This window comes from Sedimentibacter saalensis (assembly GCF_007830175.1).
Classification (GTDB): domain Bacteria; phylum Bacillota; class Clostridia; order Tissierellales; family Sedimentibacteraceae; genus Sedimentibacter; species Sedimentibacter saalensis.
Genome location: NZ_VLKH01000002.1, coordinates 357,328 through 384,013, shown reverse-complemented (window position 1 = coordinate 384,013; position 26,686 = coordinate 357,328). Strand labels below are relative to the sequence as shown.

At 36.6% G+C, this 26,686-nt stretch carries 28 protein-coding genes and 1 tRNA gene; 27 read left to right on the top strand and 2 right to left on the bottom strand.

All coding sequences use genetic code 11. From position 1 onward, the window contains the following. The first annotated feature begins 142 nt into the window (after positions 1 to 142). From LY60_RS04700 to LY60_RS04675, 6 genes are read left to right on the top strand one after another with little or no spacing between them, the layout of a single operon-like run. A complete protein-coding gene (locus tag LY60_RS04700; protein WP_145080663.1) occupies positions 143 to 1,321 on the top strand; it encodes an acetyl-CoA C-acetyltransferase in 1,179 nt (392 codons plus the stop codon). Between the two features lie 12 nt (positions 1,322 to 1,333). Then, positions 1,334 to 1,987 (top strand): CoA transferase subunit A, encoded by a 654-nt coding sequence (locus tag LY60_RS04695; RefSeq protein ID WP_145080660.1) that lies wholly within the window; start codon positions 1,334 to 1,336, stop codon positions 1,985 to 1,987. After that, a complete protein-coding gene (locus LY60_RS04690) occupies positions 1,987 to 2,637 on the top strand; it encodes a 3-oxoacid CoA-transferase subunit B (RefSeq protein WP_145080657.1) in 651 nt (216 codons plus the stop codon). Before LY60_RS04695 ends, LY60_RS04690 begins: the two co-directional genes overlap by 1 nt. A gap of 13 nt (positions 2,638 to 2,650) precedes the next feature. Then, positions 2,651 to 3,412 carry a 3-hydroxybutyrate dehydrogenase gene (locus LY60_RS04685; RefSeq protein WP_145080654.1) on the top strand — a complete coding sequence of 254 codons (762 nt, stop codon included), beginning with the start codon at positions 2,651 to 2,653 and terminating at the stop codon, positions 3,410 to 3,412. Between the two features lie 57 nt (positions 3,413 to 3,469). Then, positions 3,470 to 4,756: a GntP family permease gene (locus LY60_RS04680; protein ID WP_145080652.1), complete on the top strand. Its 1,287-nt coding sequence runs from the start codon at positions 3,470 to 3,472 to the stop codon at positions 4,754 to 4,756. A 20-nt stretch (positions 4,757 to 4,776) separates the two neighbouring features. After that, a complete protein-coding gene (locus tag LY60_RS04675; RefSeq protein WP_145080649.1) occupies positions 4,777 to 5,730 on the top strand; it encodes a 3-hydroxyacyl-CoA dehydrogenase family protein in 954 nt (317 codons plus the stop codon). 100 nt (positions 5,731 to 5,830) lie between these two features. Here the strand turns inward: LY60_RS04675 and LY60_RS04670 are convergent, their stop codons facing one another. Both LY60_RS04670 and ychF read right to left on the bottom strand, forming a co-directional pair. Next, the gene (locus LY60_RS04670) at positions 5,831 to 6,031 is read right to left on the bottom strand and encodes a hypothetical protein (RefSeq protein WP_145080646.1); all 201 of its coding nucleotides are present in this window, start codon (positions 6,029 to 6,031) and stop codon (positions 5,831 to 5,833) included. 387 nt (positions 6,032 to 6,418) lie between these two features. Then, positions 6,419 to 7,510 (bottom strand): redox-regulated ATPase YchF, encoded by a 1,092-nt coding sequence (gene ychF / locus LY60_RS04665; protein WP_145080642.1) that lies wholly within the window; start codon positions 7,508 to 7,510, stop codon positions 6,419 to 6,421. Between the two features lie 225 nt (positions 7,511 to 7,735). Between ychF and LY60_RS04660 the strand changes: the two genes are divergently transcribed. From LY60_RS04660 to buk, 21 genes are all read left to right on the top strand, one after another. Continuing rightward, positions 7,736 to 8,416 (top strand): single-stranded DNA-binding protein, encoded by a 681-nt coding sequence (locus LY60_RS04660; RefSeq protein WP_019227819.1) that lies wholly within the window; start codon positions 7,736 to 7,738, stop codon positions 8,414 to 8,416. 173 nt (positions 8,417 to 8,589) lie between these two features. Next, entirely contained in the window at positions 8,590 to 10,764 is a 2,175-nt protein-coding gene (locus LY60_RS04655; protein WP_145080640.1) for a DNA topoisomerase III, read from the top strand. A gap of 23 nt (positions 10,765 to 10,787) precedes the next feature. Further along, entirely contained in the window at positions 10,788 to 11,435 is a 648-nt protein-coding gene (locus tag LY60_RS04650; protein ID WP_145080637.1) for a hypothetical protein, read from the top strand. A 13-nt stretch (positions 11,436 to 11,448) separates the two neighbouring features. Further along, complete coding sequence (locus tag LY60_RS04645) at positions 11,449 to 12,084, top strand: tetratricopeptide repeat protein (protein ID WP_145080634.1); 636 nt, start codon at positions 11,449 to 11,451, stop codon at positions 12,082 to 12,084. Between the two features lie 9 nt (positions 12,085 to 12,093). After that, positions 12,094 to 12,966 carry a DNA-3-methyladenine glycosylase family protein gene (locus LY60_RS04640; protein ID WP_145080631.1) on the top strand — a complete coding sequence of 291 codons (873 nt, stop codon included), beginning with the start codon at positions 12,094 to 12,096 and terminating at the stop codon, positions 12,964 to 12,966. Between the two features lie 36 nt (positions 12,967 to 13,002). Continuing rightward, positions 13,003 to 13,079: transfer RNA gene (locus LY60_RS04635), tRNA-Pro, on the top strand. Between the two features lie 29 nt (positions 13,080 to 13,108). Next, positions 13,109 to 13,624 carry a transcription repressor NadR gene (locus LY60_RS04630; RefSeq protein WP_145080628.1) on the top strand — a complete coding sequence of 172 codons (516 nt, stop codon included), beginning with the start codon at positions 13,109 to 13,111 and terminating at the stop codon, positions 13,622 to 13,624. Between the two features lie 95 nt (positions 13,625 to 13,719). Further along, complete coding sequence (locus LY60_RS04625; RefSeq protein WP_145080625.1) at positions 13,720 to 14,286, top strand: hypothetical protein; 567 nt, start codon at positions 13,720 to 13,722, stop codon at positions 14,284 to 14,286. A gap of 228 nt (positions 14,287 to 14,514) precedes the next feature. Further along, positions 14,515 to 14,781, top strand: coding sequence for a putative signal transducing protein (locus tag LY60_RS04620; RefSeq protein WP_019227811.1), 267 nt, complete (start codon positions 14,515 to 14,517; stop codon positions 14,779 to 14,781). A gap of 65 nt (positions 14,782 to 14,846) precedes the next feature. Then, the gene (locus LY60_RS17985; protein ID WP_170226103.1) at positions 14,847 to 15,020 is read left to right on the top strand and encodes a CPC_1213 family protein; all 174 of its coding nucleotides are present in this window, start codon (positions 14,847 to 14,849) and stop codon (positions 15,018 to 15,020) included. A 150-nt stretch (positions 15,021 to 15,170) separates the two neighbouring features. Further along, a complete protein-coding gene (locus tag LY60_RS04615) occupies positions 15,171 to 15,719 on the top strand; it encodes an XRE family transcriptional regulator (RefSeq protein WP_145080622.1) in 549 nt (182 codons plus the stop codon). Positions 15,720 to 15,733: 14 nt separating this feature from the next. After that, complete coding sequence (locus LY60_RS17980) at positions 15,734 to 15,907, top strand: hypothetical protein (protein ID WP_019227808.1); 174 nt, start codon at positions 15,734 to 15,736, stop codon at positions 15,905 to 15,907. A gap of 182 nt (positions 15,908 to 16,089) precedes the next feature. Continuing rightward, positions 16,090 to 16,983 carry a restriction endonuclease gene (locus LY60_RS04610; protein ID WP_145080619.1) on the top strand — a complete coding sequence of 298 codons (894 nt, stop codon included), beginning with the start codon at positions 16,090 to 16,092 and terminating at the stop codon, positions 16,981 to 16,983. A gap of 94 nt (positions 16,984 to 17,077) precedes the next feature. Beyond that, positions 17,078 to 17,653, top strand: a complete 576-nt coding sequence (pduL, locus tag LY60_RS04605) for a phosphate propanoyltransferase (protein WP_145080616.1) — start codon at positions 17,078 to 17,080, stop codon at positions 17,651 to 17,653. Between the two features lie 127 nt (positions 17,654 to 17,780). Continuing rightward, positions 17,781 to 19,574 (top strand): YgiQ family radical SAM protein, encoded by a 1,794-nt coding sequence (locus tag LY60_RS04600; RefSeq protein WP_145080613.1) that lies wholly within the window; start codon positions 17,781 to 17,783, stop codon positions 19,572 to 19,574. A gap of 148 nt (positions 19,575 to 19,722) precedes the next feature. Beyond that, positions 19,723 to 20,997, top strand: a complete 1,275-nt coding sequence (locus tag LY60_RS04595) for a CapA family protein (protein ID WP_145080610.1) — start codon at positions 19,723 to 19,725, stop codon at positions 20,995 to 20,997. A 35-nt stretch (positions 20,998 to 21,032) separates the two neighbouring features. Continuing rightward, complete coding sequence (gene cdaA, locus LY60_RS04590) at positions 21,033 to 21,860, top strand: diadenylate cyclase CdaA (protein WP_145080608.1); 828 nt, start codon at positions 21,033 to 21,035, stop codon at positions 21,858 to 21,860. After that, positions 21,841 to 23,085 carry a CdaR family protein gene (locus LY60_RS04585; protein WP_145080605.1) on the top strand — a complete coding sequence of 415 codons (1,245 nt, stop codon included), beginning with the start codon at positions 21,841 to 21,843 and terminating at the stop codon, positions 23,083 to 23,085. The genes cdaA and LY60_RS04585 overlap by 20 nt, the downstream gene beginning before the upstream one ends. A gap of 14 nt (positions 23,086 to 23,099) precedes the next feature. Next, on the top strand, positions 23,100 to 24,491 hold the full coding sequence (locus LY60_RS04580) for a sigma-54 interaction domain-containing protein (protein WP_145080602.1): 1,392 nt from the start codon (positions 23,100 to 23,102) through the stop codon (positions 24,489 to 24,491). A gap of 205 nt (positions 24,492 to 24,696) precedes the next feature. Further along, complete coding sequence (ptb, locus tag LY60_RS04575) at positions 24,697 to 25,590, top strand: phosphate butyryltransferase (protein ID WP_246145366.1); 894 nt, start codon at positions 24,697 to 24,699, stop codon at positions 25,588 to 25,590. Between the two features lie 14 nt (positions 25,591 to 25,604). Beyond that, positions 25,605 to 26,672, top strand: a complete 1,068-nt coding sequence (buk, locus tag LY60_RS04570; protein WP_145080597.1) for a butyrate kinase — start codon at positions 25,605 to 25,607, stop codon at positions 26,670 to 26,672. Positions 26,673 to 26,686 lie beyond the last annotated feature (14 nt).

The window sequence follows — 26,686 nt, the reverse complement described above, 5'->3', positions numbered from 1 at the left end:
TTTTTAATTTAAATGACCATGATGAAAAACGTTTGAATTTCAACAGATAAATTATTTATTCAAATACAACTCATTTGGCACAATGTTTGCTTTAATAATAGCAGGTAAATTAAATTTAAATATGAACAAAAAGGAGGAAAACATGAAAGAGGTTGTAATTGTAAGTGCAGTGAGAACAGCCATTGGAAGTTTCGGAGGATGCTTCAAAGATGTTCCTGCTGTAAAGCTTGGAGCTGCTGTTGCAAAAGTAGCACTTGGACGGGTAAACGTTAAACCCGAAATGGTAGACGAAGTAATTTTTGGAAATGTTCTTCAGGCAGGTATTGGACAAAACCTAGCTAGACAAGTTTCCGTGGCGGCAGGCATTCCTTTTGAGGTGCCTTCAATGACAATTAACAAAGTTTGCGGTTCCGGTCTAAAGACTGTTGAATTGGCAGCTCAGGCTATAATGCTTGGTGAAGCGGATATAGTTCTGGCAGGCGGAGCAGAAAACATGAGCATGGCTCCTTACATACTTCCTAAGGCAAGATGGGGATACAGAATGGGGGATGGTTCTGTTGTGGACACAATGGTAAGTGACGGATTAACTGACATTTTCAACAACTATCACATGGGAATAACCGCGGAAAATATTGCAGAACAATGGAACATTACAAGAAAAGACCAGGATGAATTTTCACTTAGAAGCCAGAACAGAGCAGAAAAGGCAATAAAAGAAGGCAGATTCAAGGATGAAATTGTTCCTGTAGAAATTCCTCAAAGAAAAGGTGACCCGATTGTAATAGATACAGATGAATTTCCAAGGTTTGGTGCTACTATAGAAAGTTTTGAAAAATTAAAACCAGCGTTTAAGAAGGATGGCACTGTTACTGCAGGTTCATCTTCAGGCATAAATGACGGAGCTGCTGCAGTCCTTCTCATGTCTAAGGAAAAGGCTGAAGAGCTGGGCATAAAAATTATGGCAACAATTGTTTCCTACGCATCCGCAGGTGTTGATCCGAAAATAATGGGATACGGTCCTGTGCCTGCATCAAGAAAGGCATTAGCAAGGGCAAACATGAACATTGAAGATATTGACCTTGTGGAAGCAAATGAAGCTTTTGCAGCTCAGTCACTGGCAGTTGTAAGAGATCTTCCGCTTGACCCTGAAAAAACAAATGTTAACGGAGGAGCTATTGCGCTGGGACACCCAATTGGATGCTCTGGAACAAGAATTCTTGTTTCATTGATTCATGAAATGATTAAAAGAGATGTAAACACTGGCCTTGCAACACTTTGCATAGGCGGAGGGCAGGGAACTGCATTAATAATAAAAAGATAGGAGGAAAAAAATTTGAACAAGCTGATTTCTGTAGAAGAAGCTGTGAACATGATTCAAGATGGAATGACAATAATGGTCGGCGGATTTCTTGGATGCAGAAACCCATATGTATTGGTTGATGCACTGGTTGCCAAGGGAGTAAAAGATATTACGCTCATAGCAAACGACACGTCATTTCCTGAAGTAGGAATAGGAAAACTCATTGTAAACAAACAGGTTAAAAAATTGATTGCCTCTCACATAGGAACAAACAAGGAAACAGGCAATCAGATGAATTCCGGAGAACTTGAAGTAGAACTTGTTCCTCAGGGAACGCTGGCTGAACGCATAAGAGCTGCAGGAGCAGGACTGGGTGGAATATTGACGCCTACAGGACTTGGAACAGTTGTGGCAGAAGGAAAGGACATTATCACAGTTGATGGCAGGGAATTTTTGCTGGAAAAACCTCTTAAGGCTGATATAGCATTGATTGTTGGAGCAAAGGTTGATAAAAAGGGCAATGTGAGATACAAGAAGGCTACAAGAAACTTCAATCCATTAATGGCCACAGCAGCTGACATAGTGATTGTTGAAGCAGATGAAATTGTTGAGGTTGGTGAAATTGATCCTGATGACGTAATGACTCCGGGAATTTTCGTAAATTACATAGTGGGAGGTAATGCGTGATGGATGAAAAAGAATATATAGCAAGAAGAGTTGCAAAGGAACTCCATGACGGAGATGTGGTTAATCTTGGAATTGGTCTGCCTACAATGGTGGCAAACTTCATTCCTGAAGACATTGAAATTACACTTCAGTCAGAAAATGGATTTCTCGGAATGGGACCAGCTCCTGAAAAAGGAGATGAAGATCCGTACCTGGTTAATGCAGGTGGCATACACGTTACAATCAATCCCGGCGGAGTGTTTTTTGACAGTGCGGAATCATTCCTCATAATAAGAGGAGGGCATGTAAATGCAACAGTTCTTGGAGCCCTTGAAGTTGATGAAAAAGGAAACCTGGCAAACTGGATGGTTCCGGGCAAAATGGTTCCGGGTATGGGCGGGGCAATGGACTTAGTGACAGGAGCAAAAAAAGTCATTGTTGCTATGAATCACACTGCAAAAGGAAATCACAAAATTTTGAAACAATGCACACTTCCTTTGACTGCTGTCAATGCTGTTGACCTGATTATAACTGAAATGGGAGTTATGGAAGTCACAGACAAGGGAATTGTTCTTAAGGAAATAAATCCTGAATTCACTGTGGAGCAGGTTCAGGCTGCAACAGGGGCAACACTTATAATTGCGGAAGATTTAAAGAATATTGAATTATAATTGGAGGGAAAAAATGTTAGAAAATAAAGTTTGTATAGTTACAGGAGCTGCCAGCGGCATTGGACTTGCCATAGCTGAAACATTTGCAAAGGATGGAGCCAAAGTAATAATGGCTGACATCAACGAAGAAAAGTTAAGAGAAGAAGCCGAAAGAATTGGCGGAGATTATTTCAAGACTGATTTAAGCAAAAGAGAAGACTGCAAGGGACTGGTAGATTTCACAGTTGAAAAATATTCAAAGGTTGATGTTCTTGTTAATGTGGCAGGAATTCAGACTGTATGCCCCATAGAAGAATTTCCTGAAGACAAATGGGATTTCATGATGGACTTGATGCTAACAGCTCCATTTTTATTAACAAAATATGTATGGCCAACAATGAAGCTTCAAGGATGGGGAAGAATATTAAATCTTAATTCAATTCACGGATTGGTTGCTTCAGAATTCAAGGTAGCTTATGTTTCAGCAAAACATGGTCTTGGAGGACTCACAAAGGTAGCAGCATTGGAAGGTGCGAAATACGGAATAACTGTAAATTCAATTTGTCCTTCTTATGTAAGAACTCCGTTAGTTGACAAACAAATTGCAGATCAGGCAAAGACTCACGGAATTCCTGAAGAAAAAGTTATTTCTGACATAATGCTTCAGAAGGCTGCAGTAAAAAAACTTCTTGAACCTAATGACGTAGGTGAAGTGGCAAAATTCCTGTGCTCAGATACAGGTTCTTACATCACCGGAACAATGTTCACAATAGATTGCGGGTGGACCTGCGCTTAAACCAAAGGAGTGCAGCATTCTAGCTGCACTCCTAAAAAATAAAAAGGAGGATAATATATGTTTGGTATTATTTTAGGATTAGTACTATTGATGTTTTTAGCTTACAGAGGTTATTCAATATTGTGGGTTGCTCCTGTTTGTGCTCTTGTAGTTGGACTTACAGGAGGTCTGGATCTGTTGGGAATGTACAAGGATACATACATGACAGGTCTTGCAGGATACGTTAAATCATGGTTTCCTGTATTCATGCTTGGAGCAATTTTCGGTCATTTGATGGATTACACAGGTGCGGCTAAATCCATAGCTCACTGGCTTACTAAGACTCTAGGACCTAAAAGAGCAATCATCGGCGTCGTAGTTGGATGCGGAGTACTTACTTATGGCGGAATAAGCTTGTTCGTTGTTGTATTTGCAATGTATCCTCTGGCTCTTGAACTATTCAGGGAAGCAAACATAACTAGAAAACTCATTCCCGGAGCAATAGCACTTGGATCATTTACATTCACTATGACGGCAATTCCAGGAACTCCTCAGATTCAAAACATAATTCCTACAAATTATTACGGAACAACTCCAACAGCAGCTCCAATAATGGGTATTGTGGCAGCAGCGTTCATGTTCATACTTGGAGTTATGTGGCTGCAGTACAGAGAAAAAAAATTCACGGCTGCAGGAGAAGTGTTTACTGAACCTAAAAACAAGGAAGCTGTGGAAGTGGATTACAACAGTCTGCCAAATCCATTTTTATCATTCCTTCCGTTGATTACAGTTATAGTTACAATGAACTTTTTTGACTGGGACATTATTCTTGCATTGTTAAGCGGAATAGTATTGTCCATGTTAATAAGCTTCAACAAATACCAGGGCTTTACAAAATCCATCAGCAACGGTGCAGTTGGTTCAATAACAGCTATATTAAATACAGCTGCAGCAGTTGGCTTCGGTACAGTTGTAAAAGCAGTTCCTGGATTTGCAACTTTGACAGGAATACTCCTCAATGTTCCGGGAACTCCTCTTATTTCAGAAGCAATTGCAGTAAACCTATTGGCAGGAGCTACAGGTTCTGCTTCAGGCGGTATGAGTATAGCTTTGGAAGCACTTGGAGAAAAGTACCTGGCCATAGCCATGGAAACAGGCATAAGTCCTGCAGCATTCCACAGAGTTGCTTCCTTGGCATCAGGCGGTCTTGACACACTTCCTCACAACGGAGCAGTGCTCACATTGCTTGCAGTAACTGGAATGACTCACAAGGATTCATATATTGACATATGCATGACCAGTTTAATTCTTCCTGTAGTATCATCCATCCCGGCTATACTTCTGGGAAGTCTTGGAATTTACTAAAAACTGTTAGGAGGGATAATTTGAAACTTGAAGACATAAAAAAAATCGGAGTTGCCGGCGGCGGAACAATGGGCTCAGGAATAGCACAGATATTTGCACAAAACGGCTATGAGGTTGTTGTTACAGACATTGCTGAAAAATATCTGGAAAACACAAAAAGAATAATATTGCTGAATCAAAAAACATTGATTGATGAAGGGCTTTTAACTGAAGAAGAAGCACAGACATCTTTAAAGAACATCAGTTATTCCACTGATAAAAACGTGTTTTCTGATGCTGACATGATAGTAGAGGCAATTATAGAAAAAATGGACATCAAGCAGGATTATTGGAAAGAAGTTGAATCAATTGCAAGACATGACTGTATTTTTGCAACAAACACTTCAGGCTTAAGCATTAACGGAATTTGCCAGAAGGTTTCTAACAAAGGAAGATTTATAGGCATGCACTGGTGGAATCCTCCTCATATAATTCCATTGATTGAGCTTGTAAAGGCTGATGAAACAACAGAAGAAACAGTGAACTTATTAAAAGAACTTGTTTCGAAAATTGGAAAAGAGTCTGTAGTTGTTTTAAAGGATGTAAATGGCTTTATAGGAAACAGAATTCAGTTTGCAGTTTACAGAGAAGCATTAAAAATAGTTGAAGATGGCATTGCAACAGTTGAAGATGTGGATAAGGCTATGAAGTATGGACCGGGGTTCAGATATCCGGTGCTTGGACCTTTTGAAACAGCAGATCTTGGAGGGTTGGACACTTTCTATTACATTTCAAGTTATTTGTTCAATGAAATAAGTGATGAAAAAAGGCCGACAAAGCTGCAGCAAAATCTAATGGATAATCAAATGCTGGGTGTTAAATCCGGCAGAGGGTGGTACGATTATTCTGACGGAAAAGGCGAAGAAGCAATGTCTAGAAGAGACAAAAACTTTTACAAGATGCTTAAACACATTCACAAGGAAAAACAAAATTAAGGCTATGTTAATATGCGATCATAGAGTGACAGCTCATGATACGCAGTAAAAAGAGATTTTAGGGAAGCGGCTCACCATGGGCCGCTTCCAGCTTGTTATGCTAGTTTTTGCTTTCACTTTTTTCAGTGCTGGTATTATTGCTCTTTTTCTTAAATATGAATTGGTCTAGCATTATGCCCAGTCCAATACCAATAGCTACAAGGAAAAAAGTTGCAGGACCTTGAATTTCTGAGCTTATAAACGGAGCTCCAAAAAAAGCTATTAATCCCAGAAGCACAGGCAGTATTGCTTTTTTAATCATTTCAGTCACCTCCTTCCATTAAGATATTTCTTATTGTGGGATAGACAAAAAAATAGACAGCCAAAAGTTAATGGTTATCCATATGAGGGCAGTCAATATTAAGCAATAAAAAAAGATAACCATAAATGGCTATCCACCCTGATAGTCTAATCTCATATAAGAACATCATATCCAAAAGGACTTAGATGGCTTACTCCGCACATGCGGTTTTCACCGTATGGCTTTGACCGAACAATATTGAAATTGTTGTTACCATAAGTATACTATTGAAAAATCAAAATGTCAATCGTTTTCTCGGCAAATGTCCCATTCAGTATTTGTTGTCTACAAAATATGTTCAATTTATACAAAAAACCTTCCTGAGAAATTGCTCAAGAAGGTTTTATTCTATACGTTAAATCTGAACAACACTATGTCGCCGTCTTCCATGACATATTCCTTGCCCTCAAGACGCATAAGTCCTTTTTCTTTTGCAGCAAGCATAGATCCGCATTCTACAACATCCTTGTAAGATGTTACTTCAGCACGAATAAATCCTCTTTCAATGTCTGAGTGGATTTTTCCGGCTGCCTGTGGAGCTTTAGTTCCCTTAATAATGGTCCATGCCTTTGATTCCATTGGTCCGGTTGTAAAAAAGCTTATGAGTCCCAAAAGGTGGTAGCTAGTTCTTATAAGCTTGTCGAGGCCTGATTCGTTAAGCCCCATTTCCTGAAGAAATTCTTTCTTTTCTTCATCGTCAAGCACTGAAATTTCTTCTTCTATTTTTCCGCAAACTGTAATTACCTCTGAATTGTCCTGTGCTGCATGTTTTTTAACTTCGTCCACATACGCGTTGCCTGTTGGATCTTCTAAATATTTTTCGTCCACATTTGCTGCATAAAGAACCGGTTTTGCAGTGATGAGGTTAAATGTCTTAAGAAGTTTTTCTTCTTCGTCCGTGTATTCCAAAAATCTTGCCTGCTGTTCATTTTCAAGCGCCTGTACAATTCTTTGAACCAGTTCAAATTCAGGAAGCAACGACTTGTCGTTTTTTACTACCTTTGAGAGTCTTTCAAGTCTTTTGCTCATTACTTCAAGATCTGCAAGAACAAGTTCAAGTTCAATTATTTCTATGTCTCGTTTTGGATCAACAGTTGATTCCACATGAATTACATTTTCATCATCAAAGCATCTTACAACGTGTACAACTGCTTCAACTTCTCTTATGTGAGAAAGAAACTTGTTTCCAAGACCTTCTCCCTTGCTTGCTCCTTTTACCAAACCGGCAATGTCAAAAAATTCTATAACTGCAGGAACTGTTTTTCCTGAGTTGCTCATTTTTGTTAAAAATTCCAATCTTTTATCGGGAACTTCCACAACACCTATATTAGGTTCAATTGTACAAAACGGATAATTTGCAGATTCTGCTCCTGCCGAAGTGATTGCATTGAACAATGTACTTTTTCCTACATTTGGAAGTCCTACTATACCTAATTTCATATTATCGTCCTTTCATTTCCATACATTATATATTAAATAATATGTCAAATTATTATATATCATAAGAAATTAAACTTCAACACATTTCTGTTTTAAGGTCCCTTAATAATATTACAGCAGCAATGATAATTTTGCTTTTTATATATTTTTGCAATTTGAAAGAATATATTGTATTTCATTGAATATTATGAAATATACAAGATAAATTATAGGGGGAAGAAGTTAATGAATGATAAACAGATGCAGTCAAATTATATAAGGATTGTCGGCAAAATAAACAGCAATTTGGAATTCAGCCATGAAGTGTTTGGAGAAAAATTTTACGAATTTTATCTGGAGGTACCAAGGTTAAGCGACACAAAGGATTTGCTGCCTGTTATAATATCTGAGAGAATCATCAATGATATTAATATGGATATTGGCAATTATATAGTAATAGATGGTCAGTTCAGATCCTATAATCGTTATGAAGACACAAGCAACAAGCTTTTACTCAGAGTATTTGTAAGAGACATTTTTGTTCCGGATGAAATTGAGCTTGAAGAAATGAAGAAACATCCAAATGAAGTATTCTTAAATGGATTTTTGTGCAAGGAAACTAAATTCAGAACCACCCCTTTCGGAAGGGAAATAACAGACATGCTCATAGCTGTAAACCGTTCATACAATAAATCTGACTACATTCCTTGCATAGCCTGGGGGAGAAATGCAAGGTACTGCGAAAAATTAGAAGTTGGAGACCATGTGAAGCTCTGGGGAAGAATTCAAAGCAGAAAGTATCAGAAAAAAAGCGACAGCGAATCTTATGAGACAAAGACGGCATATGAGGTGTCTGTTACAAAGCTGGAACACATTAAGACTGAAAATAACAGAAAAAGAGAAGATGAACCTTTCGAGCTGGAATAAAGAGCCGAAAGGTTTCTTTTTTTATGCTCTGACCCCAATTGGACAAAATTGTATTGAAACTGGGATATTTTAAGAGATAATTTTAATGTTTATGATTGCTCTGTGATAAAAATATTTTTAATTTCAATTATAATGTGATACAATATTACAAACATTAGAAAAGGAATAAAAAAATGATATTAGTTTTAGCAGAAAAACCTTCCGTAGGGAAGGATATAGGAAAAGTTCTCAACTGCAGCAAGTCAGGAAACGGATTTGTTGAAGGAAACAAATATATTGTAACATGGGCACTGGGACATCTGGTTACTCTGGCTGATCCTGAAAGCTACAATCAAAAATACACCCGTTGGGAAATGGAAGACCTTCCCATAATTCCAAAGGAAATGAAGACTGAAGTAATCAAAAAAACAAGAGCTCAATATATGACTGTAAAAAATCTTCTTTTAAGAAAAGATGTAACTGAAATTGTAATTGCAACAGATGCAGGAAGAGAAGGGGAGCTTGTGGCAAGGTGGATAATAGATAAAGCAGAAGTAAAAAAGCCTATGAAAAGGCTTTGGATTTCTTCTGTAACTGACAAGGCAATTCTAGAAGGATTCAGCAAATTAAAAGATGCTTCTTCTTATGAAAATCTTTACTCTTCGGCAGTGGCAAGGTCAGAGGCAGACTGGATTGTAGGAATAAACGCTACAAGAGCACTAACTTCAAAACACAATGCCCAGCTTTCGTGCGGCAGGGTTCAAACACCAACCATAGCAATGATTGCAGCGCTGGAAGATGAAATTAAAAACTTCAAGCCTGATTATTATTATGGAATTGAAGCATTAGCCAAAGGAGTAAAATTCATATGGCATGATAAAAATAATGATACAAGGTCCTTTAACAGAGAAAAAATAGAGAACATAATAAGCACTTTAAAATCAAAAAGTCTATTGGTTACAAATGTTTCAAGAAATAAATCTTTTACCGTTGCGCCTGCTCTTTATGATCTTACAGAGCTTCAAAGAGATGCAAACAACATTTATGGTTATTCTGCAAAAGAAACATTGTCTGCAATGCAAACATTGTATGAGCGCCACAAGGTTTTGACGTATCCAAGGACTGATTCAAGATATATTTCAGATGACATTGTGGAAACATTGAAAGACAGGGTAAAGGCCTGCAGTGTGGGACCCTATGCAAAAATAGGCTTTAAAATAAGCTCACAGCCCATAAAGGGCAACAAAAGTTTTGTTAACAACTCAAAGGTTTCTGATCACCACGCCATAATACCAACTGAACAAACCGTATTTTTAGGAAATTTATCAGATAAGGAAAGAAAAATTTACGACCTTGTTGTGAAAAGATTTCTGGCTGTATTGTCAAAGCCTTTTGAATTTGAAAAAATAGTTGTTTCAGGTAAAATCGGTTCAGAAGAATTTTCAGCCAAAGGAAGAGTTACATTGTCCATGGGCTGGAAGGAAGTTTATGGCAATTATGAAGACGAAGAAATACTTGATGACATGGGAAGTGATGCATTAAGTGAATTCATTAATGGTAAGGAATTAAACGTATCAAAGATTTCCATGACCACAGGTGAAACGAAGCCTCCTGCTAGATTTACGGAAGCAAGTCTTTTGTCTGCCATGGAAAATCCTGTGAAGTTCATGAAAAATGCCGACAAGGATCTTAAAAAAACCATCGGTGAAACCGGAGGACTTGGAACAGTTGCAACAAGAGCAGACATTATTGACAAGCTGTTTAACAGTTTCGTTATTGAAAAAAAAGATAAATTCATATACACCACATCAAAGGGAAGACAGCTTCTTGAATTGTCTCCTGCAGATTTGAAATCTCCTGTATTAACGGCAAAGTGGGAACAAAGATTAAATGAAATTGCTCAGGGACAGCTTAAAAAAGATAATTTTCTTAACGACATGAAGGAATACACACGCACTATAATTAAGGAAATCAAAACAAGCGATAAAAAGTATGTACATGACAATGAAACAAAATCAAAGTGTCCTGACTGCGGCAGCTACCTTCTTGAAGTTAACGGTAAAAAAGGCACAATGCTTGTATGTCAGAACCGGGAATGTGGCTACAAAAAAGGTATTGCACAGACAACAAACGCAAGATGTCCAAACTGCCATAAGAAACTTGAATTAAGAGGTGAAGGGGAAGGCAAGATTTTTGTGTGCAAATGCGGATACAGAGAAAAACTGTCAGCCTGGAACAAAAGAAAGGAAACTGAAACAACAGCCATATCAAAAAAAGAAGCTTCAAAATTTTTGTCAAGACAGGATAACAAGAAGGAAGAAAATATCAACACTGCATTAGCTGATGCCTTAGCTAAATTAAAGCTTTAGAATATAAAATTTAAGGAGATACCATGGAATATGTAGTTTTTTTTATGATATTGTTTTTATCGGCAATATTTTTAAAATCAAAAAAGCAAATTGATCAGATAAATAAATTAAACAATCTGCTGTTTATAAAAAAAGACCCGGGAAGCTATGTTAAGGCCCTTGACAAAATATTGGAAAGAAAACAAAGCCCTAAAAACATAATTATCAATGTACTGCAGAAAACAACGGGTTTGTTCTATATGGGTAAATTTGATGAAGTTATAAATATTCTTACAAATGATTTGAAAAATGTGCCTAAAAACTGGGAACCCATTTACTATCAGAATTTGATTTTAAGTTTATATTTTAAGGGTGAAAATCAGAAAGCCCATGAAAATATGAAAAAAGCTAAATCAATGTTTGAAGAGTTTAAAAATAATAATTATTACACTGAAATGATTGAAATTGTATATGCTGTTTCTGATTATTTCAACGGTAAGAAGAACAAAGACTATTTTTCGGAGCTTTGTAAAAATGGAGCAAATGACTACAGAAAAGCCATGGGACATTATTTTCTGGGCCTCATATTCAAATCAGAGAACAACAAGGGTGAATCGGTTGCACAGTTTAATTTAACAGCTGAATTAGGCAAGGGTAGCTTCTTAGAAGAGCTTTCAAGAAAAAATAGTTAATAAGGAGAAAAAAATGTATTTTCCACTGATCATAATTGTTATAATTTTGTATTTTGCATATAAAAGGCATGTATTGTACAAACAGGCAGAATTTTTTAACAAGCTTCTTTATATTGACAAAAATCCTGAAAGATATGTTGATGAAACTGATGAATTGCTTTTGAAAATACAATCAGAAAGAGAAAGAAACATAAATCTCATACAAAAGTCAACAGGATTGTTTTACTCCGGGATGTTTGATGAGGCAATAAATATTCTTGAACAAAAAGTTGAAAAAATTCCTTCAAACTGGCAAGCATTATATTATCACAACCTTATATTAAGCTTGTTTTTCTCAGGCAGAACAGATAGAGCCAATGATGTTTTGAATGAAGCAAAGGAAGCAATTGACATTTATCTAAAGAAAAATGTCAATAAGACATCTGTTGAATTTATATATGCTGCTGCAGATTTCTTCAATGGAAAAGGAAAGAGCAGAGATGAATATTTTGTCAATATAACTAAAAGTGCAGCCAATGATTACAGAATTGCTCTGAGCCATTACTTTTTAAGCAAAATCTATGAAGAAGAACAAAGAATTGATGAAAGTGAAGAATATATGGATAAGGCTAGAATTTTCGGACAAGGAAGCTTTATTGAGCATTTATAGAGGTGAAAAATGAAAATTATAGAAAAAGACAACATGCTTATCATTGAAGATATAAAGGACTTCAATACAACACATATTTTTGATTGCGGACAGTGCTTCAGGTGGAACAAAGAAGAGGACGGTTCCTATACGGGAGTTGTCTCAGGAAAAGTAATAAATGTGTCACAACTAGGAACAAAAGTTATTTTTGATAATTTAACTTTAGATGATTACCATATTGTCAAAGATTATTTTGACCTTGATACTGACTACGAAAAAATTAAAGAAAAGGTTAGTACAGATGACATAATGAAAAAAGCAATAGATTTCGGCTGTGGAATAAGAATATTAAATCAAGATGAATGGGAAACCATGATATCGTTCATGATTTCTGCCAACAACAGAATTCCAATGATTAAAAAAGTTATAGAAAACTTAAGCTGCAAATTTGGAAATTTCATAACCAGCTACAGGGGAAGAGATTATTATTCTTTTCCAACTCCAGAACAGCTTGCAGAAGCACCTGTTGATAAAATCATAGAATGCAAGGCAGGATTTAGGGCTCCAAGAATCAAGGATGCCGCAGAAAGGTTTCTTAATGAAAGAGACACAATATACGATTTAAAGAATAAAAGTTACCAGGAAGGCCTTGATTATTTGAAGACATATAGCGGAATAGGGGACAAGGTTGCTAACTGCATACTTTTGTTTTCAATGAAGCAGTTTGACACGTTTCCGGTTGATGTATGGGTGAGAAGAGTTATGCAGACTTTATATGTGGACAAGGATACAAGCGACAAGGAAATAAGACGATTTGCAGAAGAAAAATTCGGAGATTTTTCAGGCTATGCACAGCAGTATTTGTTCTATTATGCAAGGGAATTAAATGTAGGAAAGGATTGACAAACAGCTATTATGTTATTATAATATAAATGTTGTCGGGGTGTAGCGAAGCTTGGTATCGCGCTTGGTTCGGGACCAAGAGGCCGAAGGTTCAAATCCTTTCACTCCGACCATTTTTATACCCTTTTTTAAAGGAGGAAATATGCCTTCAGAAGAAAGAAGAAAAAAAATAGAAAATACATTGAGAAACAACACTGAGCCGGTGAGCGCAACTGCTCTTGCAAAGACTTTTTCCGTAAGCCGTCAAGTCATAGTTGGAGACATTGCTCTCATGCGTGCTGCAGGAATAAAAATATCTGCTACTCCAAGAGGCTATGTCATAAATTCAGAAGCAGAAAAAAGTGACAACTCATACACCATAGCTTGCAGTCATGATGACAAAAATATGGCAGAAGAACTGTATGCAGTGGTTGATAACGGAGGAACAGTGGTAGATGTTACTGTTGAACATCCCGTGTACGGACAAATAGTGGGTGAACTTCGTATTTCTTCTCGCTACGATGTTGATTTGTTCATGGAAAAGATAAAAAGCAACCAGGCGTTGCCTTTAAGCAATTTAACAGGCGGCATTCACCTTCACACCATAAGGTGCAGGGACGAAGAAGCATTAAAAAGAATTAAGGAAGCGCTGAGAAAACAGAGCATTATTTTGGAGTAAGTATTGACAAAACAATAAACATTATTTATAATTGTGTAAACATGTGTCAAGACACCTAACAAGACACATAACATATGTTTTGGAAAGGATATAAAATGAAAAAAACTTCAAATATCTATTCAATGGTTGTATCAGCGCTTCTTTGCGCAATAGGAATAATAATACCAATTATATCCCCAATAAAAATAACTATGGAACCTGCATCGTTTACTCTTGCAAGCCATGTGGCGATTTTTATAGCAATGTTTATTTCGCCTTCAACAGCAGTATTTGTTTCTGTTGGAACAGCAGTTGGGTTCTTGCTTGCAGGTTTTCCCATAGTAATTGTGTTTCGAGCGGCTTCCCACATTATATTTGCAGCAGCAGGGTCGCTTCTTCTTAAGAAATATCCCGGTATGCTAAAGTCATTTAAATCGTCACAGCTTTTTTCTCTGGGAATTGGCTTGATACATGGGCTTTCTGAAGTGGCGGTTGTTGTTCCGTTTTATTTCGGAAACAGCATGAGTTCCGGATACTATGCAAAAGGATTTGTAACAAGCGTAATACTTCTTGTGGGAGTTGGAACGGTTGTCCACAGCATGATTGATTTTTACCTGGCACAGGCAATATGGAAGCCGGTTACGAAGACAGTAAAGTTTCAAAAAGAAGCAAGTGTCAATTAAGTATTTATTCCCTCTTATATTTTGAGATGAAAGGATCTCGAAAGAGATCCTTGAAAGTCTCCAGTATGTTAATTAAAAGACTGATTGTTCAGTCTTTTTTTATATACTAAAGTTTTTTGCGCGGTCGGGGGACATAATTCCCCCTAGCGGAGTTGCGGAGCAACTTTTATATGGAAAACAAAGTAATAATGTTGTATAATGAATTAACAAATATTTCAGGAGGAATGTATGGCTGACGAATATATAAACGGCGATGATGAAGCGCTTTTGCTGACAAATTTGGACAATGTTGAAGCAGAAATAATAATTTCGAAACTTAAATCATACGGAATACCTGTGCTTAAAAAAGAAAAGGGTGCAGGAGCACTCATGGAAATCTACACAGGAGTAAATTTTTACGGAATTGATTTGTACGTTCCTGCACATGTTCTTGAAGTTGCAAGGGAACTGCTGGAATCAAGAGATTTAAATGACCATCTTGATGATGAAATTTAAATATTGAAAAACGCATATTGAAATAAAAATCTGACATAATAATAAAAACCTTATAGGAGAAATTTATGACAGATAATAAAATGAAAAGTACGAGCAATAACAAAAAAGAAGACGGAAAATTCCATTCAAGACATATAAAACATGATCCACAGGCTGAAAGTGCAAGAGCTGTATTTGGCCTTAAGGATGACAATTTTCAAAATTTTTATGATTCACGAGAAAAGAAAAACAAAGAGTAACAAACACCTGTTAAGCTACAGCTTAACAGGTGTGTTTATTTAAAATGAATAATAATTATAATAATAAAAGTTCTCATTTATGTTGAAATATATTGACTAATTGGCCTTATTAGAGTAATATCATTTTACAAATTCAAATCGGAGTAAAAAATGGACGGCAATAAGGTTAGAAAATTAAGAAAGCACAATGAAATGACAATAGATGAACTTGCTGAGAAGTCAGGATTTACTTCAAGCTACATATCTCAGGTGGAAAGAAACCTCATTGAGCCTTCTTTGACTGCTCTTACTAAGATTTGCAGAGTATTTGGAATCTCGCCCTATTATTTTCTGGACGAAACAGTAAGCGTAACTGTTACAAGGAAAGAAGACAGACAAAGACTAATTTATCCGGAAAAGAATCAGGAGCTTGAATTTTTGCTTCCCATAGGAAATGAGCAAAAAAACAATATGAAATTTTCAATATTCAAAAGCTCTATTGAACCGGGAAAATGGGATAGTGAAAATTTTTTAATAATAGATTCTGATAAATGTGTAATAATAATAAAAGGAAAATTGATAGTTAATTTTGCGGATTACAATGAAATAATCGAAGAAGGCGACAGCATTTACATATGCTCGAACATCCCGCACAAATTGTTCAATCCATCAGAAGAAACAACAGAAATTATGTGCATTGCATCGCCGGGAATATATTAAAGAAAGAGGAGAAAATGGAAAAGAAATTTGAAGAAATCAAAGAAGAATTCATAAATGCCAGTCTGGATGAAAAAATTAAATTATATACTTCTGCTCAAGGGCTTACAGTTGAACAGTTCAAGGAACTGCTTGCATATTTCCCAATCAAGTATCTTGATAAGCTTGAGCAGGCTGTAAACGGAATTTAAAAAACTGTACAAGGGAGAAATTTTCCCGAAGATAACTAAATTATTGTATTAGAACCACGGGCGGACACAAGATCCGCCCCTACGATGAAAATTAGGTTTCAATAGTCTAACTGTCTTAGGACAGTTTTTTTATTGCTGTATAAAACAAGGTATATTGGAAATAATTACAAAGAGGTGATTTTATGATTAACGACAAAAACATGAAAAGAATTTTTGTAAAAGAAGCACTGGGAAGCAGAAAATACTTCAGCTACAGGACAGATTTGGTTTTATATAAAATATTATTAAGCATTTTTGTACTTACAGTTATGTTTTTCATGACAAGCGACATTTTTTTATCTGTTCTTTTTTGTGCTGAGGTTTTTCTTATATTTACGCTCATAAATAAAATGAACGTGGAACGCATGAAAAAGGAAGGAAAAAACAAGCTTTTTACAAGAATAAAGAAAGACCACTTCAAAAGAAAGCTTTCAGAAATCAATACAGCCGATTTTGAACTTTTCATAGGATATTTGCTTGAAAAAGAAGGATGGAGAAATTACATAAAAAAAGGACATCATATGTATTTGGCTGAAAAAGAAGGAATTATTCATTGCATTAAAATATTTAAACTCCTTGAAGAAAATGAAGTTGAAAAAACTGATGTGCGCAGCATGATTGAATTTATGGGACAAAACGGCATACGAACAGGTTATCTGGCAGTAACGGGCTCCATTAGCCAGGGGGCTTTCGAACTTCTCGAAAAATTCAACCAAAAGCTTGACATAAAAATTCTTGATATTGATGAACTTTATGATAGAGTTGAAAAACAAAATATGCTTCCTGAAGATGAATGTTTTATAGAGCAAATATGCAACGAAAAGAAAATTGCAGAAAAAGAAGAAGTAAAAAATAATGTTTTCGACAGTAAAAAAACAATTCTTTATGTGGCTGCAGCAGTGTTTTTTTATTTTTCGTCAAAACTCATTCCAAACAGCATAGTTTCAAGATACATTTTTTATTACTTTATAATTTTGTCTTTGCTGAGCATATTTTATAGAATTGTTCCGGAGATAGAGGTAAAAAAAGTTAAATAATCAATATAATTAAAAATTATGAAATTTAGAGTTGATATTATTTCTTCAGTATATTATAATTTTTCTAGAAAAATTAAATTAACGGAGGAAAAACATGAGTTTTCAAGTAACAGTGGGTTTATCAAACAAACATGTTCATTTAAGCAAAGAACATATAAATATACTATTCGGTGAAGGACATGAACTGACACCTATCAAAGATTTAAGCCAGCCTGGACAATTTGCATGTGATGAAAAAGTTGACCTGGTAGGTCCTAAAAGAACAATTAAAGGTGTGAGAATATTAGGACCGGCAAGAAAAGAAACACAGGTTGAAATTTCATTGTCAGATGGATTTACACTTGGATTGAAAGAAGTTCCTGTAAGAGATTCAGGAAAGACTGAAGGTACACCGGGAGTTAAGCTTGTTGGACCATGCGGAGAAGTTGAACTTGAAAAAGGTGTTATAGCAGCTTCTAGACACATTCACATGCACACATCTGATGCAGCAAAGTACGGTCTTAAAGACAAAGACATAGTACAGGTTAAAGTCGGCGGACCAAGAGGTTTAACTTTTGACAACGTGCTTATAAGAGTTCATGACGAATATGCTTTAGACATGCACCTTGATGTAGAAGAAGGAAACGCAGCAGGACTTGTAAACGGAGATGCTGTTGAAGTAATAATGTAATACATAAAACGGAAGATAATCTTCCGTTTATTTTTTTGTTCCTGAAATAAGTAGCCTCCATATTTATATTGTTTTAATTAATGTTTTAATGGTATAATTAAATTATAAAAAAATTATCGGAGGATACATGGATTTTTTACCAATTAATATAGATGATATGAAGAAAAGAGGGTGGAATCAGTGCGATTTCATCTTTGTTACAGGAGATGCTTATGTTGACCATTCATCTTTTGGTGCGGCAATATTGTCGAGGCTTCTTGAGAGATACGGCTATAAAGTGGGAATAATAGCGCAACCGGACTGGAAGAACATTGAGTCTTTCAAAGTTCTTGGAGAACCGAGGCTTGGATTTCTGGTGAATTCCGGGAATATAGATTCAATGGTCAATCATTACACAACATTCAGAAAAAAAAGAAACACGGATGCTTATTCTCCCGGAGGAAAACCAAACTTGAGGCCTGATAGGGCTGTTACGGTTTACTCAAACAAAATAAGAGAAGCATACAAGCATATTCCTATTATAATAGGTGGAATTGAAGCGTCTTTAAGAAGGCTTAATCATTACGATTATTGGAGCGACAGCATAAAAAGAAGCGTCTTGCTTGATTCCGGAGCAGATATCCTTGTTTATGGAATGGGAGAAAAATCTCTTATTCAAATAGCTGAAGCCCTTGATTCGGGAATTCCTGCAGGAGAAATTACATTCATAAATGGAACCGTATACAAGACAAAGGACAGAGAACGACCATTTGAACCGCTTTTTTTGCCCACATTTGATGAGGTGTCATCTTCAAAGGAAAAATATGCTGAAAGTTTTAAAATTCAATATGAAAATACTGATGCCATATCCGGCAAAACTCTTGTGGAACAATATGGTACGGTATATGTGGTTCAAAATCCTCCAATGGAAACTCTGACCATGGATGAGCTTGATGATGTATATGACCTGGAATACATGATGGATTGCCATCCCAGTTACAAAAAAGACGGCGGAATACCTGCTCTAAAAGAAATCAAATTCAGTATAACAAGCGTAAGAGGGTGTTTCGGAGGATGTAATTTCTGCGCTCTTAATTTTCATCAGGGAAGAATCGTACAGGCAAGAAGTCATGATTCAATACTCAAAGAAGTGGAAACAATGAAGAATGACAAAGAATTCAAGGGTTACATTCATGATGTGGGAGGACCTACAGCCAACTTTAGAATTAAGGCCTGTAAAAAGCAGGAAAAGTTCGGAGCATGCAAGGACAGGGAGTGTATGACACCTGTTAAATGCAAGAATCTTCAGGTTGACCACAGCGATTATGTCAATCTTCTTCGAAAAATCCGAAAAGTAGAAGGAATAAAAAAAGTTTTCGTAAGATCTGGCATAAGATATGACTATGCAATATATGATAATAGTGATGAATTCATGGATGAACTTTGCAAGTACCATGTGAGCGGGCAATTAAGAACAGCTCCTGAACATGTTTCAGATTCGGTTTTGAAGCTCATGGGCAAACCTTCAATTTCCACGTACAACAAATTCGTTAAAAAATTCAACGACACCAGCAAGAAAATAAACAAGGAACAGTATATAGTTCCGTACTTTATTTCTTCACATCCTGGCTCAACTCTTAAAGATGCCATAGAACTTGCCGAATATATAAGAGATATGGGTCATATTCCGGAACAGGTGCAGGATTTTTATCCAACGCCAGGAACAATGTCAACATGTATGTACTACACTGGTATAAATCCTTTGACTAAAGAAAAAGTGCATGTTCCTAAAGATAAAGAAGAAAGACGGATGCAGCGTGCCCTATTGCAATACAACAAAAAGGAAAATTACGACATTGTGCTGAAGGCTCTTATGAAGGAAAACAGGTACGATCTAATAGGCTATGGACCTAAGGCCTTAATAAAACCGCGAAAAAATTAAGAAAACATTGGAAATATTTAAGCGTTTTTTAATAATTAGTTTGTTGCAAATTTCTTTGCATTAAGTTAATATTATAATATGAACAAATAACGTAAATCAAAAGCATATTAAAAGATAATTAATAATTTATATAAATCAAGGGGTATAAATGAACAGAAAAAAAAGACTTAGAAAAAAAAGGCTCAGAGCTTCTTTGCTGGGTTTGATAGTTATAATAGGAATAACAGCAGCTTCATTTGCAGTGAGAGGATTGGGAAGTGAAAATAAAAACAACGAAGAAAAGCCTTCGACAGAACAACCGCCTCAAGAAGAACCTATAAAAGAAGAACCTATAAAAGAAGAACCAAAGCCGGACGTTATTCCTGACATTACAATAAATATAAAAGCAACAGGTGACATAATGTTTCATCCGTCCCAAATTGACGGAGCATATGATGCAGCAACAAAGACATACGATTTTCACAACAGCTTCAAAGCAGTAAAAGACATTTTAAGCGATGCAGATTTAGCAATAGCAAACTTTGAAGGAACAACTGCAGGAAATGAAACGTACAGTTACCAGGGCTATCCATTGTTCAATGCTCCTGACGAAGTTCTGGATGCAATAAAGGATGCAGGATTTGATGTTTTGTCAACTGCTAACAACCACAGCCTCGACACAAGAAAAGCAGGCCTCATAAGAACAGTGCAGCAAATACAATCAAGAGGCATGGACAGCATAGGGACTTATGTGGAGAAACCAGCAACAAGAGTGCTCATAAAAGATGTTCAAGGTATAAAAATTGCATTCCTTTCTTATACGGAAATGTTAAACGGCCTTGATTCTGTAATGTCACCACAAGATTTGGATACATTGATCAACATTATTGATGAAACAAAAATGAAAGAAGACATTGCATATGCAAAACAGCAAAAAGCCGATGTAATAGTTGCGGTTCTACATTGGGGAAATGAATATGCGAGGGTTCAGACAGCGACTCAGGAAGCAGTTGCAGACATGCTGTTAAAAGAAGGTGTTGACATAATACTTGGAAGTCATCCTCACGTTATACAACCTGCCAAGACATTGGAGTATGACGGAAAGACAAAATTTGTGGCATATTCCATGGGTAATTTTTTATCAAATCAAAGAGTTGAAACTCTTGTTCCCTACGGAATGAGTGAAGAAATTTCAAAATACACGGAAGACGGCGTTGTTATTGATATTGAAATAGAAAAAAAAGGTAAAACAGGAGAAGTTTCTATTAAAAAGATAGAATACATCCCTCTTTGGGTTTATAAGGGAAAGACTGCTGATGGCGGAACAGAACATGTGGTATATCCAATAATGGAATATATTGAAAGCAGTGAAGTAGATGCAAATTCAAAGACAAGAATGAACAGGTCCTATAGTGATACAATGGCGCAAATGAAAGCAGAGTAACAAATAGGTCAGAATTAAATTGGGGAAGTGGTGGAATGGAACAGATAAAATTAATTATTTCAAATATCAAACTAAACAGCATAGTGGACATAGGTCTTGTTTACTATGTTCTGTATCACGGATACTTACTCATTCGTGACATGAGGGCTAAACAGCTGGTGAAAGGAATTGTGCTTTTGGTTGCATTGATTCCAATATCGCAGATATTTCAGCTTCATATGGTTAAATACATTCTGGACCACACATTTCAGGTTGGCGTGATTGCACTGGTTGTGGTTTTCCAGCCGGAAATAAGAAAAGCACTGGAGTATCTGGGAAGAACATCATTTACTCTTTCAAGCTATGAAAAAAATGCTCAAACTTCTGAACAGGTTATAAAAGAAATTGTTTCTGCAACATCTTCACTTGCAAGACAGAAAATCGGAGCATTGATGATATTTGAGCAGAAAATAGGTCTCACAGACATTACTGACAGCGGAACAAAACTTAATGCAAACATATCAAGCGGACTATTAATAAACATATTCATACCGAACACTCCTCTTCATGACGGAGCTGTGGTTATCAAGGATTATTCCATTAGAGCAGCAGGATGTTTCCTTCCTCTTACAGAAAACAATTTATTGAGCAAGGACATAGGTACAAGACACAGGGCAGCCATAGGAATGACGGAAAAATCCGATGCCATTGCACTTATTGTTTCAGAGGAAACAGGATATATTTCATATGCTGTGGAGGGAAGGCTTTATAGAAACATTCAAATTGAAGAGCTGCAGGATTTGTTAGCCGGTATTTATACTGAAAGCGACAAGGGAAATTTAATTGATAAATGGAGAAACCGAAATGAAGATAAAAAACGATAAATTAGTCATCCAAGTTACTTGTCTAGTAGTTTCTGTAATCCTATGGATTATTATAATGGTTGAAACTAGCCCTCTGCTTAACACTACCTACACAAATATTCCTGTTACAATTAAAAATCTATCTGCACTTGAAAATTCAAACCTTGTTATGATGAACACAGACAAGGACAACCTGACTGTAAGCGTTAAGGTTGAAGGTTATGGCGAACAGCTAAATAACATAAAAAAGGGCGACTTTACGGCATATATAGATGTATACGGCTATGGAGAAGGAATAACAAATGCCAAAGTGGAAATTTCAGGCCCAAGCGGTGTTGAAATTGTAAACACCTACCCTTCTCAGATAGCATGCAACATAGAAAGAATTATTTCAAGAGTAATGGATGTAACAGTTCAGTATGAAGGAAACCAGGCTGATGGTTATTACAAGTCACTGGCTCTTTCAAATCCATCGTCAGTGAAGATAACAGGACCAAGAAGCGTAGTGAATTCAGCAAACCATGCTATTGCTACAGTCAACATTGAAGGTGTTAAAAATGACCTTGTAAAGACCGTACCAGTAAGAATTTATGACGGAACCGACACGGAAATATTCATGTCTTCGCCGGTTGGCAATGTGGAAGTTACAGTTCCTGTGTATCCTACAAAATATGTGAACTTGGTTCCGGTGGTTACAGGAAATCCTGAAGCAGGTTACCAGCTTGTGGATGTGACAGTTAATCCCGGGAAAGTAAGGATAGCTGCAAGACAGGACATTCTTGATACAATCAAGGAGCTCTCTTTGGCAGAGCTGGATATTTCGGGAGCATATAACAATATACTTTCATCGAAGGACATATTGAACACCGATGGGCTCATACTCATGGACCTTACCACAACACCTGTTGTGAATGCAGTAATTGAGGAAGTAGTGGAAAAAGAATTTGTTTACAAGACATCAGACATACAGTTTGTAAATCTGAAGGAAGGAAGTAATGCAACGCCTGCAAACACAGATCAGGATATCATTGTTAAGGTTGTTGGTACTTCATCTATTGTAAATTCGTTGAAAAAAAGTGATTTAATATTGTCTTCAGACATGACTGAAGCTGTTGCCGGAAACATAACAGTCAATGTAGAATGCGTTACCGATATAAAATTAAACAGTATATCTCTCAGCCAGAATACAGTTGATGTAACTGTTACCGCACCTGTTGCAGCAACAGATGCTGCAGATGAAGAGTAAATAAAGAGGATAATATGGGAAAACCAGATGTTGAAATAAACAGCTTGGATTATCAGGGAATGTTACAGGCTGTTTTTCTGGCAACACAGGATGCAATCAGTGTTGTAAATGAAAAAGGCGTGCATATACTTGTAAATCCTGCATATACCAAAATTACGGGACTTGAGTATGATGATGTTCTTGGAAAAAATGCCCTTTATGACATTGAGGAAGGAGAAAGCCTTCACATGAAGGTTCTTTCTACTAAAAAACCTGTTGAGAACACAAAGCTGAAAATCAGACCAAGCGGAAAGACAGTTGTTGCCCAGGCAGCCCCCATAATCGTAAACGGAGTTATGAAGGGCAGTGTTGCTGTTCTTCACGACATGTCAGGAATTAAAGATCTTACAGACAAGCTTGAAGAAGCAGAAAAAAAATTAAGAGCCTTGACATACAAGTACAAGCCTGAAGACATAATAGGACAATCTGCTTCCATTAAAGAAGTAAAAAACATGATTGAAAAAGCTGCCAAGGTTCCTGCCACGGTTTTATTAAGAGGAGAAAGCGGAACAGGAAAAGAGCTATTTGCTAATTCCATTCATGCACAAAGCAGCAGAAAATACAATAATTTTATCAGGGTTAACTGCGCTGCTCTTTCTGATTCGCTTTTAGAAAGTGAGTTGTTCGGTTATGAGGAAGGATCTTTTACGGGAGCCCTAAAGGGAGGAAGAAAAGGTCTTTTTGAAGAAGCAGACAAGGGTACAATATTTCTTGATGAAATATCTGAAATAAGCATGAACACACAGGCTAAGCTGCTGAGGGTTCTGCAGGAAAAGGAAATAATGAGGGTTGGAAGCAACAAGACAATTTCCGTGGATGTGCGAGTAATTGCTGCAACAAATGCAGACTTAATAAAATCTGTGGAGGAAGGGAAATTCAGGGAAGACCTGTTCTACAGACTTAGCATATTGCCGATTTTTATTCCGCCTTTAAGAGAAAGAAAAGAAGACATCCCCCTTCTTGTGAAAAGCTTCATAGTAAAGTTTAATGACGAATATGGAAGAAACATTGTGGACATATCTGAAGAAGCGCTAAATATTCTGATGAGCCATGACTGGCCAGGCAACGTAAGAGAGCTTGAAAATGTCATAGGAAGATCCATAATAAACATGAACATCAATGAAAAGATGATACAGGCCGTTCATCTGCCTCATTTATATTCAAATAAAAAAACTCAGACAATGAACTGTGTTGTGTACAAAGATGAGGAATTGACAAGTTTAAACAATGTTCTGGAAAAGGCCGAAGCAGAATATATCAGAAATGCATATTTCAAACTTGAAAATAACAAAACTGAAACTGCAAGACTTCTCGGAATTTCCATTAGAAGCCTTTACTACAAAATGGAAAAGTACGGAATAGAATAGTTGTGCAAAAAATTGCAAATACTACTACTGTGCAAAAATTTGCACGCAAAAATTTGCAAATCAAAAAAATGTTAGAAATTTATAAAAATATATAAAATAATTTTAAAAAAGTTAGATGTTGAATTTTCAATGTTTAACTTTTTATTTTATTTTGTCGAAAAAAGTTGGCACAATAATTGCTTATATATTTAGTCGAGGTGAGACAGTGAAAAAGTTTGAAGATATATTAGTTTCAGCTAAGAACAAAGGCCTTAAAAAAATAGCTGTTGCATTTGCCCAGGATGAAGATGTGTTAAAGGCAATAAAAGCAGCTGTTAATGCGGGTATATGCGTTCCTATATTAGTTGGAGACAAAGAAAAAATTGAAGAAATATCAAAAGAAGTTGATTTTGTCTTAGAGGACATTGAAATTATTGACGAAAAAGACGGCAACCTGGCTGCCAGAAAAGCCGTGGAACTTGTCAGCAGCGGTAAAGCTGATGTTGTAATGAAAGGTCTTATTGACACATCTATAATTTTAAAAGCCGTTCTTGACAAAGAAATTGGACTTAGAACAGGAAATACACTTAGCCATGCTGCTGTGTTCGCAATTGAAAAATATCACAAACTGTTGTTAATTACTGATGCAGCCATGAATATTGCACCGGATGCAGAAGAAAAAAGACAAATACTTGAAAACTCATTGAGAGTTACCCGTTCTTTGGGAATTGAAAACCCAAAAGTAGCAGTTGTTTGTGCCAAGGAAAAAGTAAGTTCAAAGATGCAGGCAACAGTTGATGCTCAGGAACTTGTACAAATGCAAAAAGACGGCAAAATAACAGGCTGCATAGTTGAAGGTCCTTTTGGACTTGACAATGCTATTTCTAAAGAAGCAGCAGAGCTAAAGGGAGTCCATGGTGCAGTTGCCGGAGATGCTGATATATTGCTTATGCCTAACATTGAAGCAGGAAATGTGCTGTACAAGGCTTTGACATATTTTTCTGACTCAGAAAATGCAGGAATTATTTTGGGTGCAAAAGCACCAATAGTACTTACATCCAGAGCCGATTCAGACGTTGCCAAGTTAAATTCAATAGCTTTGGCAGTTTTGTGCTCATAATATAAGGAGATAACATGAAACAATTAATAATCAATCCAGGTTCAACATCAACAAAAATTGCTGTTTTCGAAGATGAAAGCCTGGTGTTTGAAAAAACTTTAAGACACTCAAATGAAGAACTTAGCCCATACCACAATGTGGCTGATCAGTTTGAATTTAGAAAACAGCTTATACTTGAAGCGTTGAAAGAAAATGACATCAAGGTAGAATCATTAAATGCAGTTGTGGGCCGCGGAGGACTGCTGATGCCTATAGAAGGCGGAACATACGCTGTAAATGACAGACTAATTGAAGATTTGAAAACAAACGTAAAAGGTGAGCATGCTTCAAATCTTGGCGGACTAATTGCACGCAGCATAGCTGATGAAGTAAACATACCATCATTCATAGTTGATCCGGTTGTGGTTGACGAATTGGATGATGTGGCAAGAATAAGCGGCCATCCGCTGTTTGAAAGAATAAGTATTTGGCACGCATTAAATCAAAAAGCAGTTGCAAGAAGAGCTGCTAAAGAAAAATTTGGAAAAGATTACAATGAAATGAATTTTGTTGTTGTTCACTTAGGCGGAGGAATTTCCGTGGGAGCACACAAAAAAGGAAGAGTAATTGACGTTAATAACGCACTGAACGGTGAAGGACCATTTTCACCTGAAAGATCAGGATCTCTTCCAGCTGATGAACTTGTAAGACTATGCTTTTCAGGCAAGTACACTGAAGCTGAAATTAAGAAAATGATTGTTGGTAAGGGCGGCATAACTGCTTACCTTGGAACAAACAATGCAAAAGAAGTAAGCGAAAGAGCACAATCTGGCGATGAAAAAGCAAAATTGATCTACAGCGCTATGGCATACCAGGTAGCAAAGGCTGTTGGTGAATACGCAGTAGTTCTTGACGGTGAAGTTGATGCAATCCTTATTACAGGAGGCATTGCTTATGATAAAAACTTTGTTCAAATGATTGAAAATAAGGTTAAGTTTATTGCAGATGTAATAGCTTATCCTGGAGAAGATGAACTTTTAGCCTTAGCTCAGGGTGGTCTCAGAGTGTTAAACAACACTGAGTCAGCAAAGGAATACAAATAATGAGCACAGGCTTG